Origin of the sequence: Lactococcus protaetiae (genome assembly GCF_006965445.1) — a bacterium.
Taxonomy (GTDB): domain Bacteria; phylum Bacillota; class Bacilli; order Lactobacillales; family Streptococcaceae; genus Lactococcus; species Lactococcus protaetiae.
Map to the genome: position 1 here is coordinate 770,744 of NZ_CP041356.1, position 25,168 is coordinate 795,911.

21 protein-coding genes and 5 pseudogenes are annotated in these 25,168 nt (G+C 40.3%); all 26 read left to right on the plus strand.

Translation table 11 applies throughout. The annotated features are described in order from the left end of the window. Nucleotides 1-64: 64 nt before the first annotated feature. A complete protein-coding gene (guaB, locus tag FLP15_RS03985) occupies nt 65-1,546 on the plus strand; it encodes an IMP dehydrogenase (RefSeq protein WP_142766090.1) in 1,482 nt (493 codons plus the stop codon). A gap of 139 nt (nt 1,547-1,685) precedes the next feature. Next, a pseudogene (yqeH, locus tag FLP15_RS03990) lies at nt 1,686-2,782 on the plus strand (ribosome biogenesis GTPase YqeH). 34 nt (nt 2,783-2,816) lie between these two features. Next, nucleotides 2,817-3,449: an RpiB/LacA/LacB family sugar-phosphate isomerase gene (locus tag FLP15_RS03995; RefSeq protein WP_142766091.1), complete on the plus strand. Its 633-nt coding sequence runs from the start codon at nt 2,817-2,819 to the stop codon at nt 3,447-3,449. Next, on the plus strand, nt 3,446-4,243 hold the full coding sequence (locus tag FLP15_RS04000) for a DUF2785 domain-containing protein (RefSeq protein WP_142766092.1): 798 nt from the start codon (nt 3,446-3,448) through the stop codon (nt 4,241-4,243). Before FLP15_RS03995 ends, FLP15_RS04000 begins: the two co-directional genes overlap by 4 nt. Next, nucleotides 4,240-4,815, plus strand: a complete 576-nt coding sequence (locus FLP15_RS04005; RefSeq protein ID WP_142766093.1) for a DUF998 domain-containing protein — start codon at nt 4,240-4,242, stop codon at nt 4,813-4,815. The genes FLP15_RS04000 and FLP15_RS04005 overlap by 4 nt, the downstream gene beginning before the upstream one ends. 51 nt (nt 4,816-4,866) lie before the next feature. Next, entirely contained in the window at nt 4,867-5,154 is a 288-nt protein-coding gene (locus FLP15_RS04010; RefSeq protein WP_142766094.1) for a YciI family protein, read from the plus strand. Nucleotides 5,155-5,224: 70 nt separating this feature from the next. Then, the gene (locus FLP15_RS04015; RefSeq protein ID WP_142766095.1) at nt 5,225-5,764 is read left to right on the plus strand and encodes an NUDIX hydrolase; all 540 of its coding nucleotides are present in this window, start codon (nt 5,225-5,227) and stop codon (nt 5,762-5,764) included. 63 nt (nt 5,765-5,827) lie between these two features. Continuing rightward, nucleotides 5,828-7,072, plus strand: coding sequence for a GTPase HflX (hflX, locus tag FLP15_RS04020; protein WP_142766096.1), 1,245 nt, complete (start codon nt 5,828-5,830; stop codon nt 7,070-7,072). A gap of 30 nt (nt 7,073-7,102) precedes the next feature. Beyond that, nucleotides 7,103-7,416, plus strand: a pseudogene (yhbY, locus tag FLP15_RS04025) (ribosome assembly RNA-binding protein YhbY). A 9-nt stretch (nt 7,417-7,425) separates the two neighbouring features. Continuing rightward, complete coding sequence (locus FLP15_RS04030; RefSeq protein WP_142766097.1) at nt 7,426-7,845, plus strand: GNAT family N-acetyltransferase; 420 nt, start codon at nt 7,426-7,428, stop codon at nt 7,843-7,845. A 141-nt stretch (nt 7,846-7,986) separates the two neighbouring features. Next, nucleotides 7,987-8,586 carry a nicotinate-nicotinamide nucleotide adenylyltransferase gene (locus FLP15_RS04035; protein WP_142766098.1) on the plus strand — a complete coding sequence of 200 codons (600 nt, stop codon included), beginning with the start codon at nt 7,987-7,989 and terminating at the stop codon, nt 8,584-8,586. Further along, nucleotides 8,579-9,169, plus strand: coding sequence for a bis(5'-nucleosyl)-tetraphosphatase (symmetrical) YqeK (yqeK, locus tag FLP15_RS04040; RefSeq protein ID WP_142766099.1), 591 nt, complete (start codon nt 8,579-8,581; stop codon nt 9,167-9,169). The genes FLP15_RS04035 and yqeK overlap by 8 nt, the downstream gene beginning before the upstream one ends. A 359-nt stretch (nt 9,170-9,528) precedes the next feature. Next, entirely contained in the window at nt 9,529-9,954 is a 426-nt protein-coding gene (locus FLP15_RS04045; protein WP_142766100.1) for a GNAT family N-acetyltransferase, read from the plus strand. Between the two features lie 335 nt (nt 9,955-10,289). Further along, nucleotides 10,290-10,649 (plus strand): ribosome silencing factor, encoded by a 360-nt coding sequence (gene rsfS, locus FLP15_RS04050; RefSeq protein ID WP_142766101.1) that lies wholly within the window; start codon nt 10,290-10,292, stop codon nt 10,647-10,649. Nucleotides 10,650-11,111: 462 nt separating this feature from the next. Further along, a complete protein-coding gene (locus tag FLP15_RS04055; protein ID WP_142766102.1) occupies nt 11,112-11,846 on the plus strand; it encodes a class I SAM-dependent DNA methyltransferase in 735 nt (244 codons plus the stop codon). Next, the gene (locus FLP15_RS04060) at nt 11,843-12,931 is read left to right on the plus strand and encodes a nucleotidyltransferase (RefSeq protein WP_142766103.1); all 1,089 of its coding nucleotides are present in this window, start codon (nt 11,843-11,845) and stop codon (nt 12,929-12,931) included. The genes FLP15_RS04055 and FLP15_RS04060 overlap by 4 nt, the downstream gene beginning before the upstream one ends. A 130-nt stretch (nt 12,932-13,061) precedes the next feature. Continuing rightward, the gene (locus FLP15_RS04065) at nt 13,062-13,436 is read left to right on the plus strand and encodes a hypothetical protein (protein WP_142766104.1); all 375 of its coding nucleotides are present in this window, start codon (nt 13,062-13,064) and stop codon (nt 13,434-13,436) included. Beyond that, nucleotides 13,433-15,679, plus strand: coding sequence for a lectin like domain-containing protein (locus tag FLP15_RS04070; protein WP_142766105.1), 2,247 nt, complete (start codon nt 13,433-13,435; stop codon nt 15,677-15,679). Before FLP15_RS04065 ends, FLP15_RS04070 begins: the two co-directional genes overlap by 4 nt. A 264-nt stretch (nt 15,680-15,943) precedes the next feature. Continuing rightward, nucleotides 15,944-16,662 (plus strand): annotated as a pseudogene (locus FLP15_RS04075) (YebC/PmpR family DNA-binding transcriptional regulator). 241 nt (nt 16,663-16,903) lie between these two features. Next, a complete protein-coding gene (locus FLP15_RS04080) occupies nt 16,904-18,853 on the plus strand; it encodes a hypothetical protein (protein ID WP_142766106.1) in 1,950 nt (649 codons plus the stop codon). 163 nt (nt 18,854-19,016) lie between these two features. Next, a pseudogene (locus tag FLP15_RS04085) lies at nt 19,017-19,675 on the plus strand (uracil-DNA glycosylase). 224 nt (nt 19,676-19,899) lie between these two features. Then, entirely contained in the window at nt 19,900-20,733 is an 834-nt protein-coding gene (locus FLP15_RS04090) for an alpha/beta hydrolase (protein ID WP_142766107.1), read from the plus strand. Between the two features lie 127 nt (nt 20,734-20,860). Next, complete coding sequence (gene rpsU, locus FLP15_RS04095) at nt 20,861-21,037, plus strand: 30S ribosomal protein S21 (protein WP_075525234.1); 177 nt, start codon at nt 20,861-20,863, stop codon at nt 21,035-21,037. Nucleotides 21,038-21,144: 107 nt separating this feature from the next. Further along, a complete protein-coding gene (locus FLP15_RS04100; protein WP_142766108.1) occupies nt 21,145-21,939 on the plus strand; it encodes an HAD family hydrolase in 795 nt (264 codons plus the stop codon). 482 nt (nt 21,940-22,421) lie between these two features. After that, nucleotides 22,422-23,618: a phosphoglycerate kinase gene (locus FLP15_RS04105; protein ID WP_142766109.1), complete on the plus strand. Its 1,197-nt coding sequence runs from the start codon at nt 22,422-22,424 to the stop codon at nt 23,616-23,618. A 242-nt stretch (nt 23,619-23,860) separates the two neighbouring features. Next, nucleotides 23,861-25,044 (plus strand): annotated as a pseudogene (locus FLP15_RS04110) (class I SAM-dependent rRNA methyltransferase). The last annotated feature ends 124 nt before the right edge of the window (nt 25,045-25,168 follow it).

The window sequence follows — 25,168 nt, forward strand, 5'->3', positions numbered from 1 at the left end:
GGTAGAATGGTAAAAATAAAAAATTGGCGCCTGCCATAGAAATAATATTGGAGGAATATTTTCGATGTCAAACTGGGAAACTAAGTTTTTGAAAAAAGGATTTACTTTTGATGATGTGTTGCTGATTCCGGCGGAATCTCACGTCTTGCCTAATGAGGTGAGTATGAAAACGAAATTAGCGAAGAATTTGACGTTGAATATTCCGATTATCTCTGCTGCAATGGATACTGTGACAGATAGTAAAATGGCGATTGCGATGGCGCGTCAAGGCGGTTTGGGTGTTGTTCATAAAAATATGTCAATTGAACAACAAGCTGAGGAAATCCACAAAGTGAAACGTTCTGAATCTGGCGTTATTACTGATCCATTTTTCTTAACTCCTAATCATAAAATTGAAGAAGCTGAAAATTTGATGGCGACTTATCGTATTTCTGGTGTACCGATTGTGGATACGCTTGAAAACCGAAAATTGGTAGGGATTATTACCAATCGTGATTTGCGTTTCATTACGGATTATAATCAACAGATTAAAAATATGATGACCTCTGAAAACTTGGTTACAGCACCTGTTGGAACAACTTTGGATGATGCTTCACGTATTTTACAAGAAAACAAAATTGAAAAATTACCTTTGGTTGATGAAGAGGGTAAATTGGCTGGTTTGATTACAATCAAAGATATTGAGCGTGTGATTGAGTTTCCTAATGCGGCAAAAGATGAACAGGGGCGTTTACTGGTTGCTGGAGCTGTAGGAGTGTCATCAGATACTTTTGAACGTGCGGAAGCTTTGTTTGCTGCTGGCGCAGATGCTATTGTTATTGATACGGCACATGGACACTCAGCTGGCGTTTTGCGCAAGATTCGCGAGATTCGTGATCATTTCCCTGAACGGACATTGATTGCTGGAAATATCGCAACAGGTGAGGGGGCACGAGCTTTGTTTGAAGCTGGTGTGGATGTCGTAAAAGTTGGGATTGGTCCTGGCTCTATCTGTACGACACGTGTGGTTGCTGGTGTGGGTGTGCCTCAGATTACAGCAATCTATGATGCAGCGAATGTCGCGCGTGAGTTTGGTAAGACGATAATCGCTGATGGTGGAATTAAATATTCAGGTGACATTGTGAAAGCTTTGGCTGCTGGTGGAGATGCTGTCATGCTTGGCTCAATGCTTGCTGGTACGGATGAATCTCCTGGTGAGTTCGAGATTTTCCAAGGACGTAAATTTAAGACTTACCGTGGGATGGGTTCTCTTGCAGCGATGAAACAAGGATCGAAAGACCGTTATTTCCAAGGCGCTGTTAATGAAGCGAATAAACTTGTCCCAGAAGGAATTGAGGGTCGTGTAGCTTATAAGGGAACTGCGACGGATATTGTTTTCCAAATGCTTGGCGGTTTGAAAGCTGGTATGGGTTATACTGGAGCAGCTGATATTATTGCTTTGCACGAGTCAGCTCAATTTATCGAAATGTCAGGTGCAGGTTTGAAGGAATCTCATCCTCATGATGTGCAGATTACGAAAGAAGCACCAAATTATTCTGTTCAATAATAATGAAAAATTCCTGTCAGTACTGACAGGTTTTTTTTGTTTACTGACAGAAAGTTATCAGTAGTTTTTGGCAAAAAATTGTCTAAAAATGCCTATAAATTGTGGTATAATTAGGCTTATGATTGAAAATGAAAATATGATGGAAGAACTGCACTGTATTGGTTGTGGGGCTGTAATCCAAACTGAAGATAAAGATGGGCTGGGCTATTTGCCTGCGTCTGCGTTGAAGAAGAAGTTGGAAAATGAGGATGAGTTGTATTGTCAGCGTTGTTTCCGCTTGCGTCATTATAATGAAATTGCTCCGACGAGCTTGACTGATGAGGATTTTTTGGCGCTTTTGCGTGAGATTGGTCAGCATGATGCATTGATTGTCAATGTGGTGGATATTTTTGATTTTAATGGTTCGCTGATTCCTAGTTTACATCGGCTGACGGGAAATAATGATGTGCTGATGGTGGCAAATAAGCGTGATGTTTTGCCAAAGTCTTTGAAAGTTGTTAAGTTGACGGCTTGGCTAAGAGAGCAGGCGGCAAATTATGGCTTGAAACCGAAGGATATTTTGGTGACTTCTGCTAAAAATAAGGACGATGTAGAGCAGCTGATGGAGGCGATTGAGCATTATCGTCGTGGACGTGATGTCTATGTGGTCGGGGTGACGAATGTTGGTAAATCAACGTTGATTAATGCGATTATCAAGAATGCTTCGGGCGCTGATGATGAGATCATTACGACGAGTCGTTTTCCTGGGACAACTTTGGATAAGATTGAGATTCCGTTGGATAGAGATACGGCTTTGATTGATACGCCGGGGATTATTCATCGTGGGCAAATGGCGCATTATTTGGCGCCTGAGGATTTGAAATATGTGTCGCCAAGAAAGGAAATCAAGCCAAAAACCTATCAGCTCAATCCAGAGCAGACTTTATTTTTCGGTGGTTTGGGACGCTTTGACTTTATTTCTGGTGAACGTCAGGGATGACGGCTTATTTCGATAATGAGCTGAATATTCATCGGACGAAACTTGAGGGTGCGACAGAATTTTATGAGAAACACAAGGGCGAGCTGCTTGCTCCTGCGCTCGTCAATGCAAAATTGCTGCGCAAAGAATTTTCGGTCAAGGAGAAATCTGACATTGTCTTTAACGGCTTAGGCTGGGTGCGCGTGCCTGAGCGTGCAGTGGTCGCAGCCTGGGTACCTGAGGGTGTGGATATTGTGATGCGTAAAGCGCTGATTTAGGCTGTCAGTACTGACAGAAATGATGGAGGTGCAGATGAAAATTGCGCTCATTCAAGCCAGCACGCAAATCGCGCGCAATCATTTGCTTTTTGAAGAAACGAAGCGAGCGACAGAGCATTTGGGCGCTGAGGTGTTCAACTTTGGTGTAGTCGAAAATGAAGAAAATTTTTCTTATATCCAGATTTCGCTTTGTGTTGGGCTTTTGTTGAACTCTGGTGCGATTGATTATGTGGTTACAGGTTGTAGTTCGGGCAATGGCATGGCGATTGCAGCCAATGCTTTGCCGAATGTGATTTGTGGTTATTTGCCGACACCGTCTGATGCATTTTTGTTTGGACGAATTAATCAAGGAAATTGTGCTTCGCTATCATTAGGGCTGAATTTTGGTTGGGGAGGTGAAATAAATTTGAGATTTACACTTGAAAAATTGTTTGAAGCACCCATGAATACAGGCTACCCCGTAGAATCTGCTGAACGGAAAAAACGAGATGCTGCTCGCTTCAAGGCAATTAAAAAGTTGGCACAAACTGATATGCTGTCAGTACTGACAGGATTGGAAGAAGAACTTGTCAGTCCAATTTTCAGGAAACGAGAGTTGATAGACTTTATCTTGGAAAATGCGACGAATAGTGAACTGACAGCGTTTTTGAGAGCAAAGATAAAATGAAAAAATCACTAGAAGAAAAGCTCAAAAACAAAAATTTGAATTTTACTGAATCGGAGCTGGACTGGCTACTTGCGCATATTGGTGATGAAAATCCTGAAATCCGTGACGGTTTAGTATTTGTCAGCTTTGCGCGCAGTATTTCAGAGGAAGCGTTGAGTCTTACTCAATTTCAAAAATTGGCACAATACTCAATGTCGCAAGATTTGATTTTTTATCAGATGAGCGAGGGCTTGCCAGCAGTACTGACACGGACGTTTGCGGCTTTGTTGAACAGTTATTTGATTGAGGCAGACGGTGCAAAAGCCGGGAAATATGAATATGCGTTGACAACTGAGCAACGCCAATATTTCTTTGAGCGTGCGGTTGATTATCTTGAAAATGAGCAAGTTTTTACAGGATACTCGCAAGTGTATGGCTGGATTCATGGCTTTGCACACGGTGCGGATTTTTTGGCAAATGCGTTGACACATCCTGAGTTCACTGAGCAAAAGGCTTTAGAGGCACTTGATATGCTGGCAGCCATTTTTCACAGATTGCCTGAGTCCTTTGTTTGTGGGGAAGAGCGGAGCTTGGGAGAAGTTGTCGTGGTAGCTTTGTTGAGTGGAAAATTGTCGCAAATACAAGTGGCAGATTGGCTGGCGCAAGTGAAATTTTCATTAGCGGAATTAATTGACTACGCACGGCTGGCAAATTTTGAAGTGTTTTTAGCTTATATTTATTTTCACATTTTTGAAAAACTTGACTTAGAAGCTCCTTTGAAAAATGAATTATTGAAAGTTTTGAGGCAGATATGATGACGATGTTTGCACTTTTATCCATTTTCGGCAGTGGTGCTTTTCTGATTTTGTTGATGCTTCTGCATTTTTTGAAGCCAGAGACTTCTCCGTCGTGGCGCTTGATTAGCGAGTACGCGATTGGCAGATACGGCTTACTCATGCGACTTGCTTTTTGGGGTTTGGCGTTGGCTGTGCTTAGCTTTGTCGTGGCGAGAGTGGAATCTGGCGCTGGACAGTTTAGTCTTATCGCCCTTAGTGCTATTGGACTTGTGCTGATTGGAGCAGGATATTTTGTGTCAAATCCTATAACTGTGGCGGACGATGATAAAACGCTTACGGGAAAAATTCACGACTTCTGCGGTGGGATTGTCATTGTCGGCTTTCCGCTCACAATCTGCTTTGTCAAAGGGAATATTTTACCACTGACAGTGCTGGTCTGGCTGGGCTTTCTGTATTTTATTGGCAGTGTGATTTTCTATCTGTCAAAAACAAAAACTTTTGGTCCAAAAGCTAAAGTTGGACTTTCCAACCGACTGATGATGTTGACTTATGCACTCTGGCTGATTGTCCATGCTGCGCTTTTGCTTTGAACAGCGTGGACCAAGGTTGTCAGTGCTGACAGCGTTTTTGAAAGGAAAACAATGATTACAATTTTACTTTACACAATAGGCGATGAAGTGACACGCGAGCAAATTATGTCTGTTTTTCCACGCCACAAGGCTTGGGTGGACCAGTTTGTTGATGAGCAAAAAATTATGGGCATTGGTACTTTTGAGGACCCTTTGAAAGACGGTGCTATGGGGCTGTTTCCCAACATGGAGCTGGCTGAGGAGTTTGTCTGCAGAGACCCATTTGTCAAAGAAGGTATCGTCACAAAAGTCGAGTTGAAAGAATGGGCGGGACAGTTTTTTACATCAATCGTGCGCTGATGAACTGTTGTCAGAGCGAAATGAAAGCTGTCAGTACTGACAAAAATTGTCAGGATAGGAAAGAAATAAAATGAGTAAGGATATTGCGCTGACAAGCGGAAGTGACTATTTTCGTTATCGTGCCTGTGGCATTATTATTGAAAATGATGCAGTACTGATGGTAAGCAATGATCGCGATGATTACTTTTACAGTATCGGTGGGGCTGTAAAAATTGGTGAAACTGCTGAAGAGGCTTGTGTCAGAGAAGTTTTAGAAGAAACGGGTGTACATTTTGAAATTGACAGATTGGTGTTCATTCACGAAAATTTCTTTACACTTTCTGCGACTGATCAACGAACGGAGAAAAATGCGCACGAACTTGCTTTTTATTTTCTGATGAAACCACAAGAGCATGGAGATTTTAAACCCGATGTAACGAATGATGGACTTTCAGAACATCTCACATGGATTCCTATCAGCACTTACAGTGGGCACAAAGCCTATCCTTTATTTTTTTCTGATGAATTACCAAAGCTGCGACTCGACTTGCGACTTCAGTCGCTTAGCGATAGTGGACAAGCGAAGCTGTCAGTACTGACAGAAGTGAAAAGGATTGTGACTCGCGAGTAAAAGTGTTCAAATTTATCACGATGTATTTGAACAGCTATAAATAATGAAAGAACAAATTAGAATTTGATAGAAAACGAAGAAAAACAAGAACGCGTCTTACTGGCAGGAGTTGAGCTGCAAAGCAATACGGACAGCTTTGAAAGCTCGATGGCAGAGCTGTCAGAGCTGACAAAAACTGCAGGTGGCTTGGTCATTGACCAATTTACACAGAAACGTGAACGACCTGACGGGCGTACGATGATTGGCTCCGGTAAGCTGGAACAAATGCGCTGGGCGATTGAGGTTGGCGAGATTGATACGGTAATTTTCAATGAACGACTGACACCACGACAAAATGTCAATCTGGAAGCTGCGCTTGGCGTCAAGGTGATTGACCGAATGCAGCTGATTTTGGACATTTTTGCTCTGCGCGCGCGCAGTCATGAGGGCATGCTTCAAGTTGAGCAGGCGCAGTTGAGCTATTTACTCCCAAGACTTGTGGGACAAGGCATTATGCTGTCGCGTCAAGGAGGCGGAATTGGTTCAAAAGGACCAGGTGAATCCAAGCTGGAGATGGACCGTCGGCACATTCGCACGCGCATTGAGGATATTGACAAACAACTCAAAAAAGTCGAACAAACACGAGAAAATATTCGCAAAAAGCGCAATCAGAGCGGCATTTTCAGAATTGGCTTGATTGGCTACACCAATGCAGGAAAATCAAGTATCATGAATGCTCTAGTCGGAGCGCAAAAAACGCAATATGAACAAGATGAACTCTTTGCTACGCTTGATGCCACGACGAAAATGGTCAAACTTCACGAAGATTTCACCGTCAGCCTGACCGATACCGTTGGATTTATTCAAAATCTGCCGACAGAGCTGATTAAAGCGTTCAAATCAACATTGGAGGAAAGTGCCAACGTTGATCTTCTTATCCACGTGATTGATGCGAGCAATCCCCATCATGAAATTCATGAGCAGACGGTCTTGAAAATCATGCAAGAATTGAAGTTGACAGGAATTCCCGTACTTAATGTTTATAACAAAATGGATATTGCTTCCAATGATTTTTTACCGACATTAACACCGAGTATTCAGCTTTCTATCAAGTCTGCTGCTGGCCGTCAATGGCTGAAAACGGCGATTTTAGAAAAACTGCACGAGCTTTTCCATCATTTTGAGCTAAATTTACCCTATGCCAAAGCCTATCAACTCCCCGAACTACGCAAGCTTGCACTAGTACAAGAAATTGAGGAAGCTGAGACAGGTTACCTTGTCAAAGGTTTGATTTCGCCCGATTTGCTTTGGAAATTGGAGCAATATTAAGTATTAATTAAATTAGAAAAGAAAGAAAAAATGGAATTAAACGGAAAACAGAAACGCTATCTCCGCAGTCTTGCGGTTAATATTCGCCCGTTGTGCAAATCGGAAAGAGTGGTTTGAGCAATGAAATTTTGACGAGCATTCGCACGGCTTGCGATGCACGTGAATTGATTAAGGTCAATATTTTGCAGAACTCAGATGAAGTAGCAACAGACGTGGCAGAAGTCATCGAAGAAATGGGCTTGGATGTTGTACAAATTATCGGGCGAAATCTTGTCGTTTTCAAGGTCTCAGATCGTAAAGAAAACCGCAAAATTTCAACAGATGTCAAAAATTTGGTAAAATAAGGCAGAGAAATGCTTGAGATTACAGGTGTGACTAATGCAGAAAAAGCGGAATATTTGAAGTTGGATAATCTTATTAGTCAGTCAGAGCTAGAACTCAAAATCATTGAAAGACGGGTTCAGCTTATCAAATGGGATAAAGTTCCAGTAGGTGTTTTACGGTGGAATTTATTTTGGGATGAGATTCCATTTTTGAACTTAATTTTCTTGAAACCAGCTTTTCGTGGACAAGGTTTTGGACATGAAGCTTTGGATTTTTGGGAGATGGAGATGAGGCGTTTAGGTGTTAAACAAGTCATGACCTCTACTCAAAGTGATGAGATGGCACAACATTTTTATCGAAAATCGGGTTATCTTGATAAAGGTGTTTTAACTTTTGATGGTACAACGATTGAACAAGCTTCAGAGCTTTTCTTTATAAAAAATTTGTAGTAACTTCATTTTAGGTTATGAAGGAAATTGTTTCGTTTTGACTTGAAAATATTTTGTAATCAGTATAGGTTCAGTTTCACTATTAAATGTGTCAGTTATACTATGGTGGGCGAGTATAATATCAATAAACTAGGAAAAAATATGGCAATAGAACTTTTAACGCCTTTTACAAAGGTAAAATTAAAAACTGAAGAAGGTGAGAAACGGCGAGCAATCGGGCTTTTTTGGGGTAATTTTAATCCTGTACATATTGCGCATATGACGATTGCTGATCAAGTGCGTCAGCAACTTCATCTTGAAAAAGTGGTGTTCTTGCCTGAGCATAATACTGACGGTCACGTTGCTAGTATGCTCACTGCTGCGATTGATGGAAGAGAGGGACTTGAGGTAGATGCTTGCCGTTTGCGTGCTAAAAACGGAGACGATATTTATCGTACGGTGCTTGATTTGCGCGAAGAAAATCCTGAATGTGATTTCTATTTCATTGTCGGCGGTGATATGATTTCTGGTTTAGCTGCATGGCCACACATTGATGAATTGATTGAAATGGTGCAATTTGTTGGGGTTAGACGTCCGAGATACCGAGCGGGAACTTCCTATCCTATTTTGTGGGTGGATGTGCCTGCGATGGATGTTTCTGGAAATTTAATTCGTGAGCAACTTCACCGTGGGATTATTCCTCATTTTTTGTTGGCACCAAAAGTGTTGAATTATATTTTGAAAGAGGGCTTGTATGTTTGAGTTTTATGAGGAAGTAGGGCTTTCAAGACCTGCACTCTTGGAACGGATTTCTGCAAATGTGAAAGCATCACGTTTTAAGCATATTTTAGGTGTGGAGAAAGCAGCGATAAAATTAGCAGAGAAATATGGTGTAAATCCTCATAAAGCAAGTCTAGCAGCTCTTTTGCATGATTATTGTAAAGAAGAAACTGATACAACTTTTCTTTCTTTGATTGATAAATATCATCTTGATGAAGACCTTAAAAACTGGGATAATAATATCTGGCATGGTAAAGTTGGTATTTGGAAAATGCGTGAAGATTTTGGTTTGCAGGATGACGAAATTTTGCGAGCAATTGAAATTCACACGGTGGGGAGTCAAGAAATGTCTGAGCTTGCCAAAGTGCTTTATGTGGCGGATTATATTGAAGAGGGACGTGATTTTCCTGGTGTTGTCGAAGCGAGGTGTGTGGCTTGGGACGACTTGAACAAAGCTGTAGCGTTTGAGACAATGCGATTAGTTAACTATCTGGCAGAGCGTAGATTTACGATTTATCCAGAGACTTTTGAGGCTTATAATGCTTTTATTGGCCATCTAAGATAAAGTCAAGACTTATTCAGTGTCCAAGAAGCCTAGGCGCTAAAAGCGCCAACGCCCCCTATGGCAGTCGGACGAAATTCAAAGATTGCGATTCCGACTAGGTGCTTTGCCTTTTGCTCTTGCTGCTTTAGCAGCTAAGCAAACGGACAGCGGAGCAACGAAGTTGCGTAGACCGGCGTGCGAAGCACGTAGCATCGACAGCGTAGCCCGAAGAGGCGGAAATAGCACGGCACTTGCTTTGATGAAAAATAAGGCTGTCAGTTCAATGCGATTAACAAGAGCATTGAATCGGTGGATAAAGGACTTGTCGGCGCTGCTTTCGAGTCTGTCAGTAGACTGACGAAAAATTTGGAGGTCATAAAATGATTCGGAAAGCTGAAATGAAGGATGTAGTGGATATTACACGGCTGTCAGCAGTTCTTGGTTATCCTGTCAGTGAATCAGTGATTGAGCAAAATCTTGCACGGCTCTTGCTGGATGACACGCATGAGTTTTGGGTTTATGACTTGGAGGATACTGTTGTCGGTTTCATTGAGGCGGAAACTTATGAAGCGGTTTACTCTGCGGATATTATGTTAAATGTCTTGGGATTGGTTGTGGATACTGCTTATCAAGGAAAAGCTATCGGTGGTCAGTTGCTGACAGAGTTGGAACTACGTGCGAAAGCGCGTGGAATTTCTGTTATTCGCTTAAATTCTGGCGAGCAACGGCACGAAGCACATCGCTTTTATGAAAAGCACGGTTATCGCTCAAATCATTCACAAAAACGCTTTTTGAAGTTTTTGTAATTCTGTCAGTTCAATACGATTACTGTGAGCATTGAATCAGCGAATAGAGGACTCGAAAGCAGCACTGAGAAGTCTGTCAGTATACTGACAGGGTGAAACTATGAGCTATCAGTAGATATTTACTGTGTCAATGAACGGGTTTGTTTATCTAGCAAGTTTTATGTTAAAATAAGTGGTCTAGGTTTTGAAAAGTAGAGATGAGCTCCGCTTTTCAAAGCCTATACAAGTTCGTCCCAAATTACTGATAATGAGGGTGAGTTGTGGTTATATTGTTTTACAATCTATTTTTTAAAGTAAAATAATATTAGAAATAGAAAATAAGAGAGAAATTAAATTTGGATTCAAAAAAATTACTTGAAGTTGTAGTGAAAGCTGCGGATGATAAAAAGGCGTTGGATATTGTGGCACTGGATGTTGCAGAAGTGTCGGGAATCGCAGATTATTTTGTGATTATGGAAGCGATGAATGCTCGTCAATTGGATGCGATTGCTGATAATATCGCAGAACAAGCAGAACTTGCTGGTGTACAAGCAGCAGGACATATCGAGGGGGATGCGCGCACAGGTTGGGTATTGATTGACCTTGGAGATATTGTAGTTAGCGTTTTTGGACATGATGAACGTGGTCATTTTAATCTTGAAAAACTTTGGTCTGATGCGCCTTTGGTGGATGTATCCACTTATATTTCAGAATAATTGAAAAAGTCTTACTGACAGCCTTGTCATACTAGTTCATCTCTAAATCTGCGTAGCAGATTTGGTAGTTGAACTGCAAATATACTGCCTTTTGCTCTTGCTGCTTTAGCAGCTAAGCAAACGGACAGCGGAGCAACGAAGTTGCGTAGACCGTTCGCAGAACGGCGTGCAAAGCACGTAGCACCGTAGCGAGGCGAGCATCAACAACATAGCGCAGCGAAGTAATTTCTAAAAAAATTTTTTAGAATTGAAGTGATTACTTCATTGATGGGGATTCTTTCTCCCCATCAATGTTAGGGCACAACCTCACATCAAAGATATGAGGTCACCCTGTCCCTGAAGTCTAAGAGCTAAGACCCTAGGGCAGTAGAACGAAAGCAGAGCATAGTGCTGCTAAGTTAAACAGTATTAGTAATATTTCTTGTATTTGTCAGTACTGACAGAAAGAATGGTGAGACAAAAATGAGTTTTTATGAAGATTTTTCTAAAGTCTATGACCAAGTGATGGACCAAGAGCTGTATGACCAGTGGTTAGCTTTTACATTGCGCCATCTTCCAAAACATACACAATCCATTTTTGAATTAGCTTGTGGTTCAGGAGCATTATCCGTCCGTTTGGCAAAGCAAGGCTATACTGTCACTGGTCTTGACATTTCAAAAGAAATGCTGACTCTTGCGAGTAATAAAGCGCATGATGCAGGTGTAAAAATTAGTTTTACGGCGGGAGATATGCGAGAACTTTCAAGTTCAGAAAAATTTGATGCGGTGACTTGCTATTCAGATTCGCTCTGCTATTTGGCAGATTTAGATGAGGTACAACAGACTTTTGACGGGGTTTATGACCTTCTTTGTGACGGCGGGACGTTCATCTTTGATGTGCATTCAACTTATCAAGTGGATGAAGTTTTTAAGGGCTACTCTTATCATGAAAATGCGGAAGATTTTGCATTTCTTTGGGACTCTTTTGAAGGAGAGAGACCACATTCGATTGTGCATGAACTTAGTTTTTTCATTCAGGATAAAGCTGGGAAGTTTATCAGGCGTGATGAGGTGCATGAAGAACGAACATATCCCATAGAAGATTATTTATCACGCCTTGCTACAGCTGGATTTTCTGAAGCAATGGTCTGTGCAGATTTTGAAGATAAGGCACCAGCAGAGGATAGTAGCCGCTGGTTTTTTGTGTGTAAAAAATGACTAAAATAACAGGCATTATTGCAGAGTTTAATCCTTTCCATAATGGGCATCAATATCTGCTAGAACAAGCTTCTGGGATAAAAATCGTTGCTATGTCTGGAAATTGGGTTCAGCGTGGAGAACCTGCGATTTTTGATAAATGGACACGTGCAGAAATGGCACTGCGCTGCGGTGCAGATTTGGTGGTAGAGTTGCCTACAACGGTATCTGTTCAAGCCGCCGATTTTTTTGCTGCAGGGAGTGTCAAAATTTTGGCAAATTTAGGGATTGACACGCTTTTATTTGGTAGCGAATCAGACACGGATTATAACCTAATTTCCAAAATTTATGCTGAAAAATCAGTAGAAATGCAAAAATTTTTGGCAAATTTGCCTCAGCAACTCTCTTATCCAGAAAAAACGCAGATGATGTGGGAAAAATTTTCTAATGTAAAGTTTGATGGCAATACACCTAATCATGTTTTAGCGCTTGCTTATGCTAAAGCCTGTGCTAGGCGTCAGATTGTACTTCAGCCAGTTCGTCGTTTAGGAGAATTTCATTCGCTTTCGCTCTCAGCACCTTTTGTAAGTGCGACAGCTATCAGAAAGGGCTTACTGACAGGGTTTTCAGTAAACAATGGATTTCCATCAGCACTGACAGGCTTGTATGAGCATCCTAAAACAAGTTGGTCAGCCTATTTTCCGCTTTTGAAATATAAAATTATTTCATCAGTACTGACAGAGATTCATCAGATGAATCAGGAGTTAGAAATCCGAATCAAGTTAGCTGCAAGAGAAGCTCAAAGCTTTGAGGAATTAGTCGAACTTACCTCTACAAAACGTTATACAAAAGCTAGAGTTAGACGTTTACTCACCTATATTTTACTAAATATTTCGAGAGATTTTGCTGAACCTGAACGTATCCATGTCTTGGGCTTTACAAAGCAAGGTCAGAAAATATTGGCGCAAGCAAAAGACAAAGTGCTGACAAAGATTGGTCAGCGACCGTGGGATACTGTCACACAAAAGTCGGATGAAATTTACCGCTTAGGAAATTCAGAACTTCAAGAGCAAAATTATGGACGTAAACCTATAATCCTTCCCTGAAAACTTCAGAGCAAACGCTTTGAAGTTTTTATCATAAATGTCGCAAACGTTTGCATAATGATTGCTATTTTTTCAAAAATAGTATATTTTGGAATTAATAAAAAATCAATAATCAAGCTAAGGAAGAGTGATGAAAAATAAAAAGTGGATTATTTCATTAATCATTTGTTGCTTACTGGGTTCTCTTGTTTACTCTGAACCTGTTTTTTCACAGATGAATACCGCACCCCGAAAAGCTGTGCAAATCAAACCATCCACACGAAAAGTTGGAAAAGGTGGCCAAACAGGAGGTTTGCTTCAAACCTTGTTGCCCCATGCGCTTCCTTCTAATCAGCTACAATCCACGACAACTCAAGATTCTTTAGGGTCTTCTGGAACGACAGATAATCTCCCCGAAACAACAACATCCAGTTCAAGCCCTATCGTGAGCAGTAGCAGTTTGCCAGTCTCATATAATCTGTTAAACGAAAATTTAAAAGCCCTTCAAAAGCAACTCCCGTCTTGAATCAGGGTATTCAAAATATTTGTTGGAGTTTTACAGGGACAGACACTATTGCCACAAGTAGCCTTTCGCAACTAGGAACAACGCCTAGCTTATCACCTGTTTATTATGATTATCTATCTGCTGATGCCTTTACAGATACAATAAATCCTTTAGCTATCATGCTCAACAATGGACTAAGACAGCTATCAACAGACGGTAATACATTGGACTATGTCCCGATGATGAGTGTACAAGGTTATGATCCAGTAACTGCGGCAAGTTTACCGCAACCTCAGCCAGTAGCTACTGCGAAAGATCAAAAGATGAGTCAGATTGCATTTAATCAATTGACTAAAGCAAATGTCCATGTCAGCGACAGCTATAAACTTAATGGGTTTGCTCCTAATCAATTGCCAGCAAGTTCTAGTGCAATAATGAATCGAGTCAATCAAATTAAGCAACTTGTTTATCAATATGGCGCAGTACAGTTTGGACTTGAAGCTGAAATTTCGCTTGATAGTCCTTATTATGATTCACAAAACAATGCTTCTTATGTGCCTTATTCAGCGGCTACAGCAGGAAGTGAGTTGGTTACAACTTATGATAATCAAGAATACTTGAATCAAGACCATGAACTACAGATTGTTGGCTATGATGACAATTACTCTGCTAATAATTTTACTCAAAGTCCAGGAATGAATGGTGCTTTTGTAGTGAAAAACACTTGGGGAACTAGTTTTGGGATTGGAGGATATTTTTATCTCTCTTATGCCGATATCTATGTTGCAGGTTCTGAAATTTATGCGGACGAAGTCGCGACAACACAATCTGGAGAAAAAACATACAGTGCAACCAACATTTCGCCTGAAGCATCGGGTTATTATTACCAACTCTCAGAAAGTTCAAAAATTGTTAACACTATTTTTGCAAATACTTATACGAGTCAAACTGTGGGTACCAATCAAGTAGAACAATTGAACTCTATCTCGGCTTATATGGACCAAGCTGGCGTGAGTGTAGAACTACTCTATAAAACAGGCGCGGCTAATTCTGGTACTTATACACAATTAGGAACTTATACCTTTACAGATGCGGGTTATCAGACAATTCCGCTAAGCAATGCCATTTCACTTCCAAATAATACTACATATACGGTTGCGATACAGATTCTTAGCTTACCTTCATCTTGCACCACGCTTAATGTGCCAGTACAGTGTAAAAGTGATGGTTCAACGGGTTTATATCCTGTCATGACAACAGGAAATTCGTGGTCTAAATATAGCGGAAGCTGGACGAACTTGAGTAGTACAGAGCGTGCAAATTTGTATTTGGGAGCGAATACGGATGTTGAGCCATTACAATCACCCTCAGTTTCTTATGAAACCCAAGTACAAACATATGGCTGGGTCTCTCCCACTTACAATGGTCAAACCAATGGAACAACTGGGCTTGCGCTTAGGGCTGAAGCGCTGAAAGCCTCTCTTCTTAATCTTCCCTCCAACCTCTCAGGTAATATTCAATATCAAGCCTATGTTCAAGGAATGGGCTGGCAAAGCACCACGGCCACAAATGGTGCAATCGCTGGAACCGTCGGACAAGCCAAGCGCATGGAAGCATTTAGAATGCAACTCACTGGATCTATCGCTAGTCAATACGACGTTTATTACCGTGCCTACGTCCAAAATATCGGCTGGCTCGGTTGGGCCAAGAATTGGCAGACTGCAGGGACTTCTGGAATGTCCTATCGGATAGAGGCAGTACAGATCCAACTTGTTGCTAAAGGAAGTGCTGCACCCTCTAATGACTCAGTTGCTTTTTCATATTTGACTACTCCAACCGTAAACTATAGCGCTCATGTTCAAAATATTGGCTGGCAAGCCCCAGTCGTAAATGGCGCTTTATCAGGAACAACAGGGAAGTCACTTAGGATGGAAGCCTTGAAGGTAGAACTTCAAAATATTGCTTCAGGAGTAACAGGTGGAATAACCTATCGTAGTCAATCTCAAAAAATTGGTTGGCAAGCATGGGTATCTGACAATAGTATTTCTGGAACAACAGGACAGGGCCTGAGAGATGAAGCCATAGAGTTAAAACTTACAGGTGGACTCTCAAACTATTTCAATGTTTATTACCGTGCTCATGTTCAAAGTATCGGTTGGCAAGCGTGGGTATCTAATGGGGCAACCGCTGGAACAGTAGGTAAAGGACTTCGGATGGAGGCTTTGGAGATAAAGATTGTTCCTAAAGCTAATCCCGCACCTTAATTGTTGAGTACCATTGATACGTAGAGGGTGTTGGAGAGCTATACAATAATATTGCTTTTATGATATAATATTAAAGAAAAAATCAAGACAAGCAGTAGGGCTTGCCATTAATTATGAAGTCAAGACTTATTCAGTGGGAGTTTTAACTCCCACTGAATTTAGTCGGACGAAATTCAAGGCTTAGTGCTGCTTTATCTCAGACCTAAGAGGTCGGAGTATTAGCACGCACTTGTTTTGATAAAAAATTCTAAGGAGAAAATTCCAATGGGACGTAAATGGGCAAATATTGTTGCGAAGAAAACTGCTAAAGATGGTGCTACATCTAAAGTTTATGCAAAATTTGGTGTTGAAATTTATGCTGCTGCAAAACAAGGAGAGCCAGACCCAGAGTCAAACTCAGCTTTGAAATTCGTTATTGAACGAGCAAAACAGGCGCAGGTTCCAAAACACGTCATTGATAAAGCGATTGATAAAGCAAAAGGTGGGGCGATGAAACTTTCGTGCAAGGACGCTATGAAGGATTTGGTCCAAACGGCTCAATGGTTATCGCTGAAACGTTAACTTCAAATGTTAATCGTACAATTGCTAATGTTCGTACAACTTTCCATAAAAATGGTGGGAACATTGGTGCTGCAGGTTCTGTCAGCTATATGTTTGATAATACTGGAGTGATTGTATTTGCGGGAAATGATGCAGATAGCATTTTTGAAATTTTGCTTGATGCTGAGGTAGATGTGCGAGATGTGACTGAAGAAGAAGGAACAATCGTGGTTTATACTGAACCAACGGATCTCCACAAAGGGATTGAAGCCCTAAAAGCAGCTGGTATCACTGAATTCTCAACAACAGAACTTGAATTGATTGCTCAGTCAGAAGTTGAACTTTCACCAGAAGACCTTGAAATTTTTGCGGGTCTTGTTGATGCCCTTGAAGATGATGATGATGTTCAGCGCGTCTATCATAATGTCGCTAATATGGATTGAATTAAGAAAAGTGAATTTCAAAGACGAAATTTGCTTTTTTGTTACAAAACATTGACAAACGATTTTAAAAGGGATATAATAAGTCTCGTATAAGACTTGACAAAGATTGGAAGAGGTTGTATTATGAGCACAGCACAGCAACACTATATTGTTCAGCTCTTTACGGTAAAAAAAATGTAATCTTTAGAAAGAACACGCTCTGTTTGAGTCGTGTTCTTTTTTAATAATAAAGGAGAATTTTATGATTTTACATTATCAAACACACCCAGTAAAATCTGGGAAAAGTTGGCTTTATGCTACTAGTGTTCTACTTATCTTGGGAGGCGGTATAGCACTCGCAAATCCGTCTGTCGCATATGCTGCAACAAATACAAATGCTTTTGTGCGAAAAGAAGCGCCGAAAAAAGTAGAAAATGATGCAGTCGCTCATCAAAGAGTTGCGACTTTCTCAACTGCTGTAAATAGTGTAGGTGATAATATAGCTACTGGATCGATTACAGGAACGCTTGAATATGGTGATTGGTCAGGTAGTGATTTAACAACGGATTTAGAAAATGGAGATGCTTATCTTTCTATCAATGATGAGTCGGGGAATGAGCTCCAAGATATAGAACTGATGGGAACTGTAAGCGGAACCACTTTTAGTGGGACTTACTCAGAAAGTGCAACTAGTGCTTCGGACTATAACTATGGAATAGTAACTGGGAAGCAGTCAGCGGATGGATTTTGGACGTTTAACTTTATACAAAGTTTTGCTGTGAAGGCTGTGGCGACAGGTTCGATAACTGAAAGTTTATCTGACCCGTCTTATACTTTTAATGGGCAAGTTTCTGATGGAAAAAATTTTGATTCGGTGTGGTTTATTGATGCTGATGGATATGGTGTTAACTTGGACGGTGCGGTTTCTGGTGACACCTTTACGGGAACATATGAATGGAATACATATGACGAGAATACTGGAAGTAATGTGAATTATATTGGCACTGTCACAGGAACGTTGAGCAATGGAACTTGGACATTTAATTTTGGACAAAAGAAATCAATGTTGCCTGCGACATTCTCAGGAGTAATCTCTGGTAGTACATCAACAGGTTGGACTGTGGATTATTCAAATAATGATAATAGTTTTACGGACGGTACAAGTTTTAGCTCGGCTGATGTCTATAATGAATTTGGAAATGATGGAGATTACTGGTTAAATGGGACTACGACGGGAACCACTTTTTCTGGAATGTACAGCACTTATGATAGCGACGGTAATGGAATTGTTGCTGGAGATGTTACAGGGACACTCTCAAGTGGCAAATGGGCATTTAAGTTTACAAAAACAAGTTATAGTGCGACAGGTCTAATCACAGGAACACTCAGTAACCCATATTTCTGGGATGGAAATGGCAATGCAACATCAAGTACAGCAGCTTCGGAAATGGAATTTGTAGATAGTTCTGGAGATACTATTGACCTCGAGGGTAGTACGGTTAATAATAAATTTACAGGAACATACACTAACGAATCAACGGGTGTTACAAATAATGTGACTGGTACTTACTCAAGTGGCAAATGGACCTTTAATTTTGGAAATTACACAGCACCAACTATTCTCTACAATGCCCAAGTTCAAAAGATTGGTTGGCAAAAGTCTCAAAATGACCAGACGCAGTGGTTTAAAGATGGCCAAGAAGCAGGAACTAATGGTAAGTCTTTACGTATGGAAACGCTCAAAATCGCACTCAAACTGCCTAAAGGGTTGACTGGGGGTGTCGAGTATGATATTCATGTCCAAAAGATTGGTTGGCAAAATGCTGCGAGCCCAACTAAAGCCACGAAGACACCTCAAAGCATCGTTCCAGAAACGCAATGGTTCACTAATGGTGCTGCTGCTGGTACGGTAGGTAAAGGGCTGCGTATGGAAGCTTTCACGGTCAAACTCACGGGACAAATTGCGAAATACTATGATGTTGTCTATGATAGCCATGTGCAAAATATTGGATGGCAGTACTCTAACCATGCTTTGACATGGAAGTCCAGCTCTCCAGAGACAGTTGCTCCGCAAGCGGATTGGTTTAAAAATGGTCAAGAAGTTGGTACTAATGGCAAATCTTTACGTATGGAAGCGTTAGAAATCAAGCTTGTGCCAAAGAGTGCAACAGCACAAAGTCAAGTCGCTGCACTTGAAGCAGCAGCTCAATAATCATTGAATAAAGCTTTGTCAGTGTACTGACAAAGCTTTATTTTGCTGACAGAACGGTCAGTAATTGATATAATGAAAAGAGAGCTTATGAGTTTTATTTATGCTATTGTCAGTACTGATGGAGCTGGGATTTAAGGAAATAGCGAAATTTGAAAGGAAAATTATGAAGAAAACAGACTGGTCACAACCCCTGCGTAGCAGACTGCCACAAGAGTACTTCCCTAAGATGATTCAGTTCATTAATGAGGTTTATTCAAATGGTAAGATTTATCCAGAAGAATCTCAGATTTTTAGAGCAATTGAGCTGACGGAGCTGCATGATACAAAGGTGATTATTGTTGGGCAAGACCCTTATCCACAACCTGGCAAAGCACAAGGACTTGCTTTTTCCTATCCTGCAACTTTTAAGGTGAATCGTCCAGATTCCATTGTTAATATTCAGAAAGAACTTGCTGATGAAGGTTTTGTCAAAACTGACAGCGACCTGACTGCTTGGGCAGAGCAAGGTGTGCTTTTGTTAAATGCAGTGTTAACAGTGCCAGCGTTTTCTTCAAATGCTCATGCAGGGAAAATCTGGGAACCATTGACAGATGAGCTGATAAAAATTGCGTCAGACGATGACAGACCAAAAGTGTTTATTCTTTGGGGGGCTTTGCGCGTAAAAAAGCACAATTGATTGATGCGGATAAACATTTGATTTTAGAAGCACCGCACCCCTCTCCTTTGTCAGCTAGTCGTGGCTTTTTCGGTTCAAAACCGTTTAGTAAAGCTAATGAATTTTTGATACAAACAGGTCAGGCACCTATTGATTGGAGCAAATAGAACTTATAAACGAGCGTAAAGCAATTTTTTGAAGCATTGGCAAGTTATACTAGATTCACTTCAAATTGCGCAATTGTCTAGTTAGATAAAACGGATGGCATAGTGAGTGATAATTGTTTGAATAATGGCGTTCGAAGTATATATTATGTGTTGTTTCAGTGCCATGAAGTTGCACGGCGATGGCAATATGTTGTTGTTTTTTTACAAGGAATTGGTGATAGAATATGGAAATTTTGTACCTCAATACTGCAGATACACATAAGATTAGAATGACTTGCTTTGCACCAGATACAAAACCAAAAGGGGTGATTCAGTTTGTGCATGGTTTTGGGGAAGGTTTAGAGCATTTTGCGGATTTGGCAAAGTTTCTAATGACAAAAGGCTATGCTTTTGTGGTACATGACCAACGTGGTTTTGGGAAAGAAGCATATCGCAGAGGAGTTCATGGTTCCTATGAAAATTTTTTGAATGATATTGAAATTGTGCGCGAGTGGATTGGTCAGAAATTTCCGCAAGTTCCTGTCGTGCTCTTTGGTTTTTCAATGGGTGGAAATATCTCAAGCAATTATATTTTAAAACGTGGGAGTAAGTGTTACCAAGCATTGGTTTTAGAAAGCCCTTGGCTCAGTCTTGATAGAAATCCCCAAAAAGCTACGATTGCTTTAGCAAAATTTTTGGGAAATTTAAGTAAAAACTTACGGATTAAATCAGGTTTAAATGTTCAGGCGATTATGAGAGATAAAGCTCGTTTGAGTGAAGTTTTGACTGATGGCATTTATCACGATACAATCTCCATGAGACTTTTTAGTGAAGTTCGTGAGCATGGTGAGTATGCTTTAGCAAATGCGAATAAAATAAAAATTCCGACCTTGCTCTTAGGCGCAGAGCAGGATAAAATTGTTAGCATCAGAGCAATTCGGACATTTGCAGAACGTGCAGATAAGAATATTAAGTATCATGAGATAGCAGGGGGTTACCATTGTCTACATTATGACTTGGGCTATGATCAAACACAACATCTACTGGTTGGATTTTTAGATGGGATACTTAAAAATTAAATGATAATACTGCCGATTAGCTAAGTTATGAACCTTAAAGTATTTGACAAACTCTCCTCTTTTTGATAGAATGGAGGTGTCGTGTGAAAGACCACGAAATCTAGCGCTGGAAATGGGGTGAAATTAAATGTCAAAAACTGTTGTACGTAAAAACGAATCGCTTGACGACGCACTCCGCCGCTTCAAACGTTCTGTAACAAAAGCTGGAACTCTTCAAGAACTCCGCAAACGTGAACACTACGAAAAACCTTCTGTAAAACGCAAACGCAAATCAGAAGCAGCTCGTAAACGTAAAAAATACTAATCTTGGTAAATAAAAGTTGCTGACAATATCTGTCAGTAATTTTTTTGTTTCTGTCAGTAGATTTTACCAGTATCTTGCTATAATAGGGCTATAGAATGGAAGAGGTCATGTCTAAGATTAAACATATATTTTCTGATTTAGATGGTACATTGTTGGATGATAGTGGAAAAATTTCTTTGCGGACTCAAGCTGTTGTGAAAAGTTGTGGTATTCCGTTTACACTAGTTTCCGCACGTACGCCACAAGCGATGATGGCTTTGATTGAAGAGTTGAGTTTATATACACCACAAATTGCTTTTAATGGCGGTTTGATTTTTAATCGTGAGCAGATTTTGGCGCAATATCCATTAGATTTTCCCACCGCTAAACAGTTGATTCAAAAGTTCAAAATACAATTTCCTGAAATTAATCTTAGCATTTACACTTTGGAGAACTGGTATATTGAGCGCAGTGATAAAGATATTGAGCAGGAAATGCAGTATACACCGCAAAAACCAGTATTGACAGATTTTGAGGTATTACTAGCAGAACCTCTTAAAATTTTTAAAATTCTTCTGATTATTCCTGACACCCGACGTTTGGTGGAGGTTCAAAAAAATCTGAAGTATTTGGAAAAGCAAAATGTTATTGTCCAAAAAACATGGGAATCTTATCTTGAGATTACCTCAATTTCTGCTCAAAAATCTTATGCCATCAAGAAAATTGCAGATGATAAACACTTGAAAAATAGTGAATTAGCGGCTTTTGGGGATAATTATAATGACTTAGCAATGCTAAAAGAGGTGGGTTTGCCTATCGTTATGGGAAATGCGCCAGAAGAAATTAAGAAAATTGGAAAATTTGTCACAAAAAGCAATGAGGAAGATGGAGTTGCAGTTGGTATTGAGCATTATATTCTCTGACAAATATTCTGTCAGTTTGTCACGATTGAATAATGAGTGTCAAATCAGCAGATAAAAGAATGATCAGTCTGACCATTCTGTCAGTTTGTCACGATTGAATAATGAGTGACAAATCAGCAGATAAAAGAATGATCAGGCTGACCATTCTGTCAGTTTGTCACGATTGAATAATGAGTGACAAATCGGCGGATAAAAGAATGGTCAGGCTGACCATTCTGTCAGTTTGTCACGATTGAATAATGAGTGACAAATCAGCAGATAAAAGAATGGTCAGGCTGACCATTCTGTCAGTATACTGACAAAAATAAAATTAAAACGTTACCATAAAATTTTCAAAAACAAAATCAAAAATTTTGTGATATAATTAGCTTATTAAAAATAATCAAAAGAATCGAGTTCGACATTCGCCGAAGGTGTAAGCCCAATAGTATTTTATGACTTCTGGGCGGTCGTACTCACATCTTGAAGGAGAGTTTTCCAAAATGGCAAAATTGACTGTTAAAGACGTTGAACTTAAAGGTAAAAAAGTTCTTGTACGTGTGGACTTCAATGTTCCACTTAAAGATGGCGTAATTACTAATGATAACCGCATCACAGCAGCACTTCCAACAATCAAATATATTCTTGAAAATGGTGGACGTGCCATTCTCTTCTCTCACCTCGGACGTGTCAAAGAAGAAGCCGATAAAGCTGGTAAATCCCTTGCTCCAGTAGCAAAAGCTCTTTCTGAAAAATTGGGACAAGAAGTGGTATTCCCAGGTGTAACGCGTGGTGCTGAACTTGAAGCAGCAATCGCTGAGCTTAAAGACGGTGAAATCTTGCTCGTTGAAAACACTCGTTTTGAAGATGTTGACGGTAAAAAAGAATCTAAAAATGACCCTGAGCTTGGTAAATACTGGGCTTCACTAGGTGACGGTATCTTCGTCAATGACGCATTTGGTACAGCTCACCGTGCGCACGCTTCAAACGTTGGTATCTCAGCAAATGTTGACAAAGCTGTTGCAGGATTCCTTCTTGAAAACGAAATTGCCTATATCCAAGAAGCTGTTGAAAATCCAGTTCGTCCATTCGTAGCTATCCTTGGTGGCTCAAAGGTTTCTGATAAGATTGGTGTTATCGAAAACTTGCTTGGTAAAGCTGACAAAGTCATCATCGGTGGTGGTATGGCTTATACATTCTTCAAAGCACAAGGGATTGAGATTGGTAATTCCCTTGTTGAAGAAGACAAGCTTGACCTTGCAAAAGAATTGCTTGAAAAAGCGCAAGGTAAATTGATTTTGCCAGTTGACTCAAAAGAAGCTGATGCATTTGCAGGTTACACAGTTGTTAAAGATACAGAAGGCGAAGCTGTTGATGCAGGATTCCTTGGACTTGACGCTGGACCTAAATCAGTAGCAAAATTTGCCAAAGAACTTGAAGGTGCTAAAACAGTTGTTTGGAATGGTCCTATGGGTGTCTTTGAAAATCCTGACTTCCAAGCAGGTACAATCGGTGTAATGGATGCTATCATCGCTCAACCAGGTGTAAAATCAATCATCGGTGGTGGAGACTCAGCTGCAGCTGCTATCAACCTTGGCCGTGCAGATAAATTCTCATGGATTTCAACAGGTGGTGGTGCTTCTATGGAACTCCTTGAAGGTAAAACACTTCCAGGACTTGCAGCATTGACTGATAAATAAAATTTTGGACTCTGTCAGTACTGACAGAGTTTTTTTATTTGGTTATGCTTGTTGTATATATAAGTTAGAACCTGTTTTTGAGTGGAAGGCACATTTTGTAGTTGAGCCTGCTTGCTTAGAACGCGGGAAAAGAAGCCCACAGCGCTCCGCGGTTCGTTGGCTTATATTGCTTTGTCACAAGGACTCAAGCCATTTTTCATCATTTCTTGCAAATCGAGTTCACATCTTGATATAATGAAATCATGGAAAAAATTACAGTAACAAAGCAAGCAGCGAAGAAGTTACAAGCAGGTTATCCATTGCTTGTAAAAGAAGATTTGACGCTTGATACAGAAGAAGATAGTTTTGTGCAATTTTTTGATGGGCAACAACATTTTCTTGGAACAGGATATTTATCAAAGCAAAATAAGGGTGTAGGTTGGCTTTTAACCACTGATAATATCAAGATTGATCATCATTTTTATGTAGAAAAATTTGTAGTAGCACGTAGTTTAAGAGCAACATTTTTTCAAGACGAGTTGACGAATGCCTTTCGTTTGTTCAATGGTGAAGGCGATGGCATTGGTGGTGTGACTATTGATTTTTATGCAGGTTATGCTGTTTTTTCTTGGTACAATGCTTTCATTTTTGGTCAAAAAAAAGAAATTTTATCTGCTTTTAAAGTTGTTTTCCCTGAAATAATAGGAATTTATGAAAAAATAAGATTTGTCAGCACTGACAAAAATTCTGTCAGTAAAGAAAGTAGCTTTGTCAGTGGAAAAGAAGCATCAGAGCCTCTGCTTGTCAAAGAAAATGGGGTAATATATGCGACTTATCTCAACGAAGGGCTGATGACAGGGATTTTCCTGGACCAGAAAGATGTCCGTGCGCGACTTGCAGACGGTCTTGCAGCGGGTAAAACGTTGCTCAATATGTTTAGTTATACGGGGCATTTTCTGTGGCGGCCGCAGTTGGAGGCGCGCTGCAGACGACTTCTGTGGACTTGGCGAAGCGTTCGCTTGAAAAGACACGTGAGCAGTTTTTGGGCAATGGAATTGACCCAGAAACGCAAAAAATCTACGTGATGGACGTGTTTGGCTACTTCAACTATGCAAAGAAAAAACAGCTCTCTTATGATGTCATCGTCCTCGACCCACCTAGCTTTGCCAGAAATGGAAAGAAAACCTTTTCGGTTGCCAAAAACTATGGCGAATTGGTAGCATCATCTGTGGAGATTTTGGTGAAAAATGGGCTACTCATTGCCTCAACCAATGCTGCCAACGTCACAGACAAGAAATTTCGTCAAATCGTAGAGCAGGCGCTAAAAAATAAAGGCGTGAGCTTCACGATTTTTCAAGAAGAAAAACTTCCTGCTGATTTCCATGTTGCAAAGGCCTTTCCAGAGGGAAATTACTTGAAAGTTTTATTTATTAATATAAAAAAATAATCTTTTACAATTTATATCACAAACAAAGAAAACCTGTCAGTATGCTGACAGGTTTTTATTTACTGACAGAATGGTCTTTCTTGAATTTAGGGAATATCTATTTTAATTTCTCCCAAAAAAATGA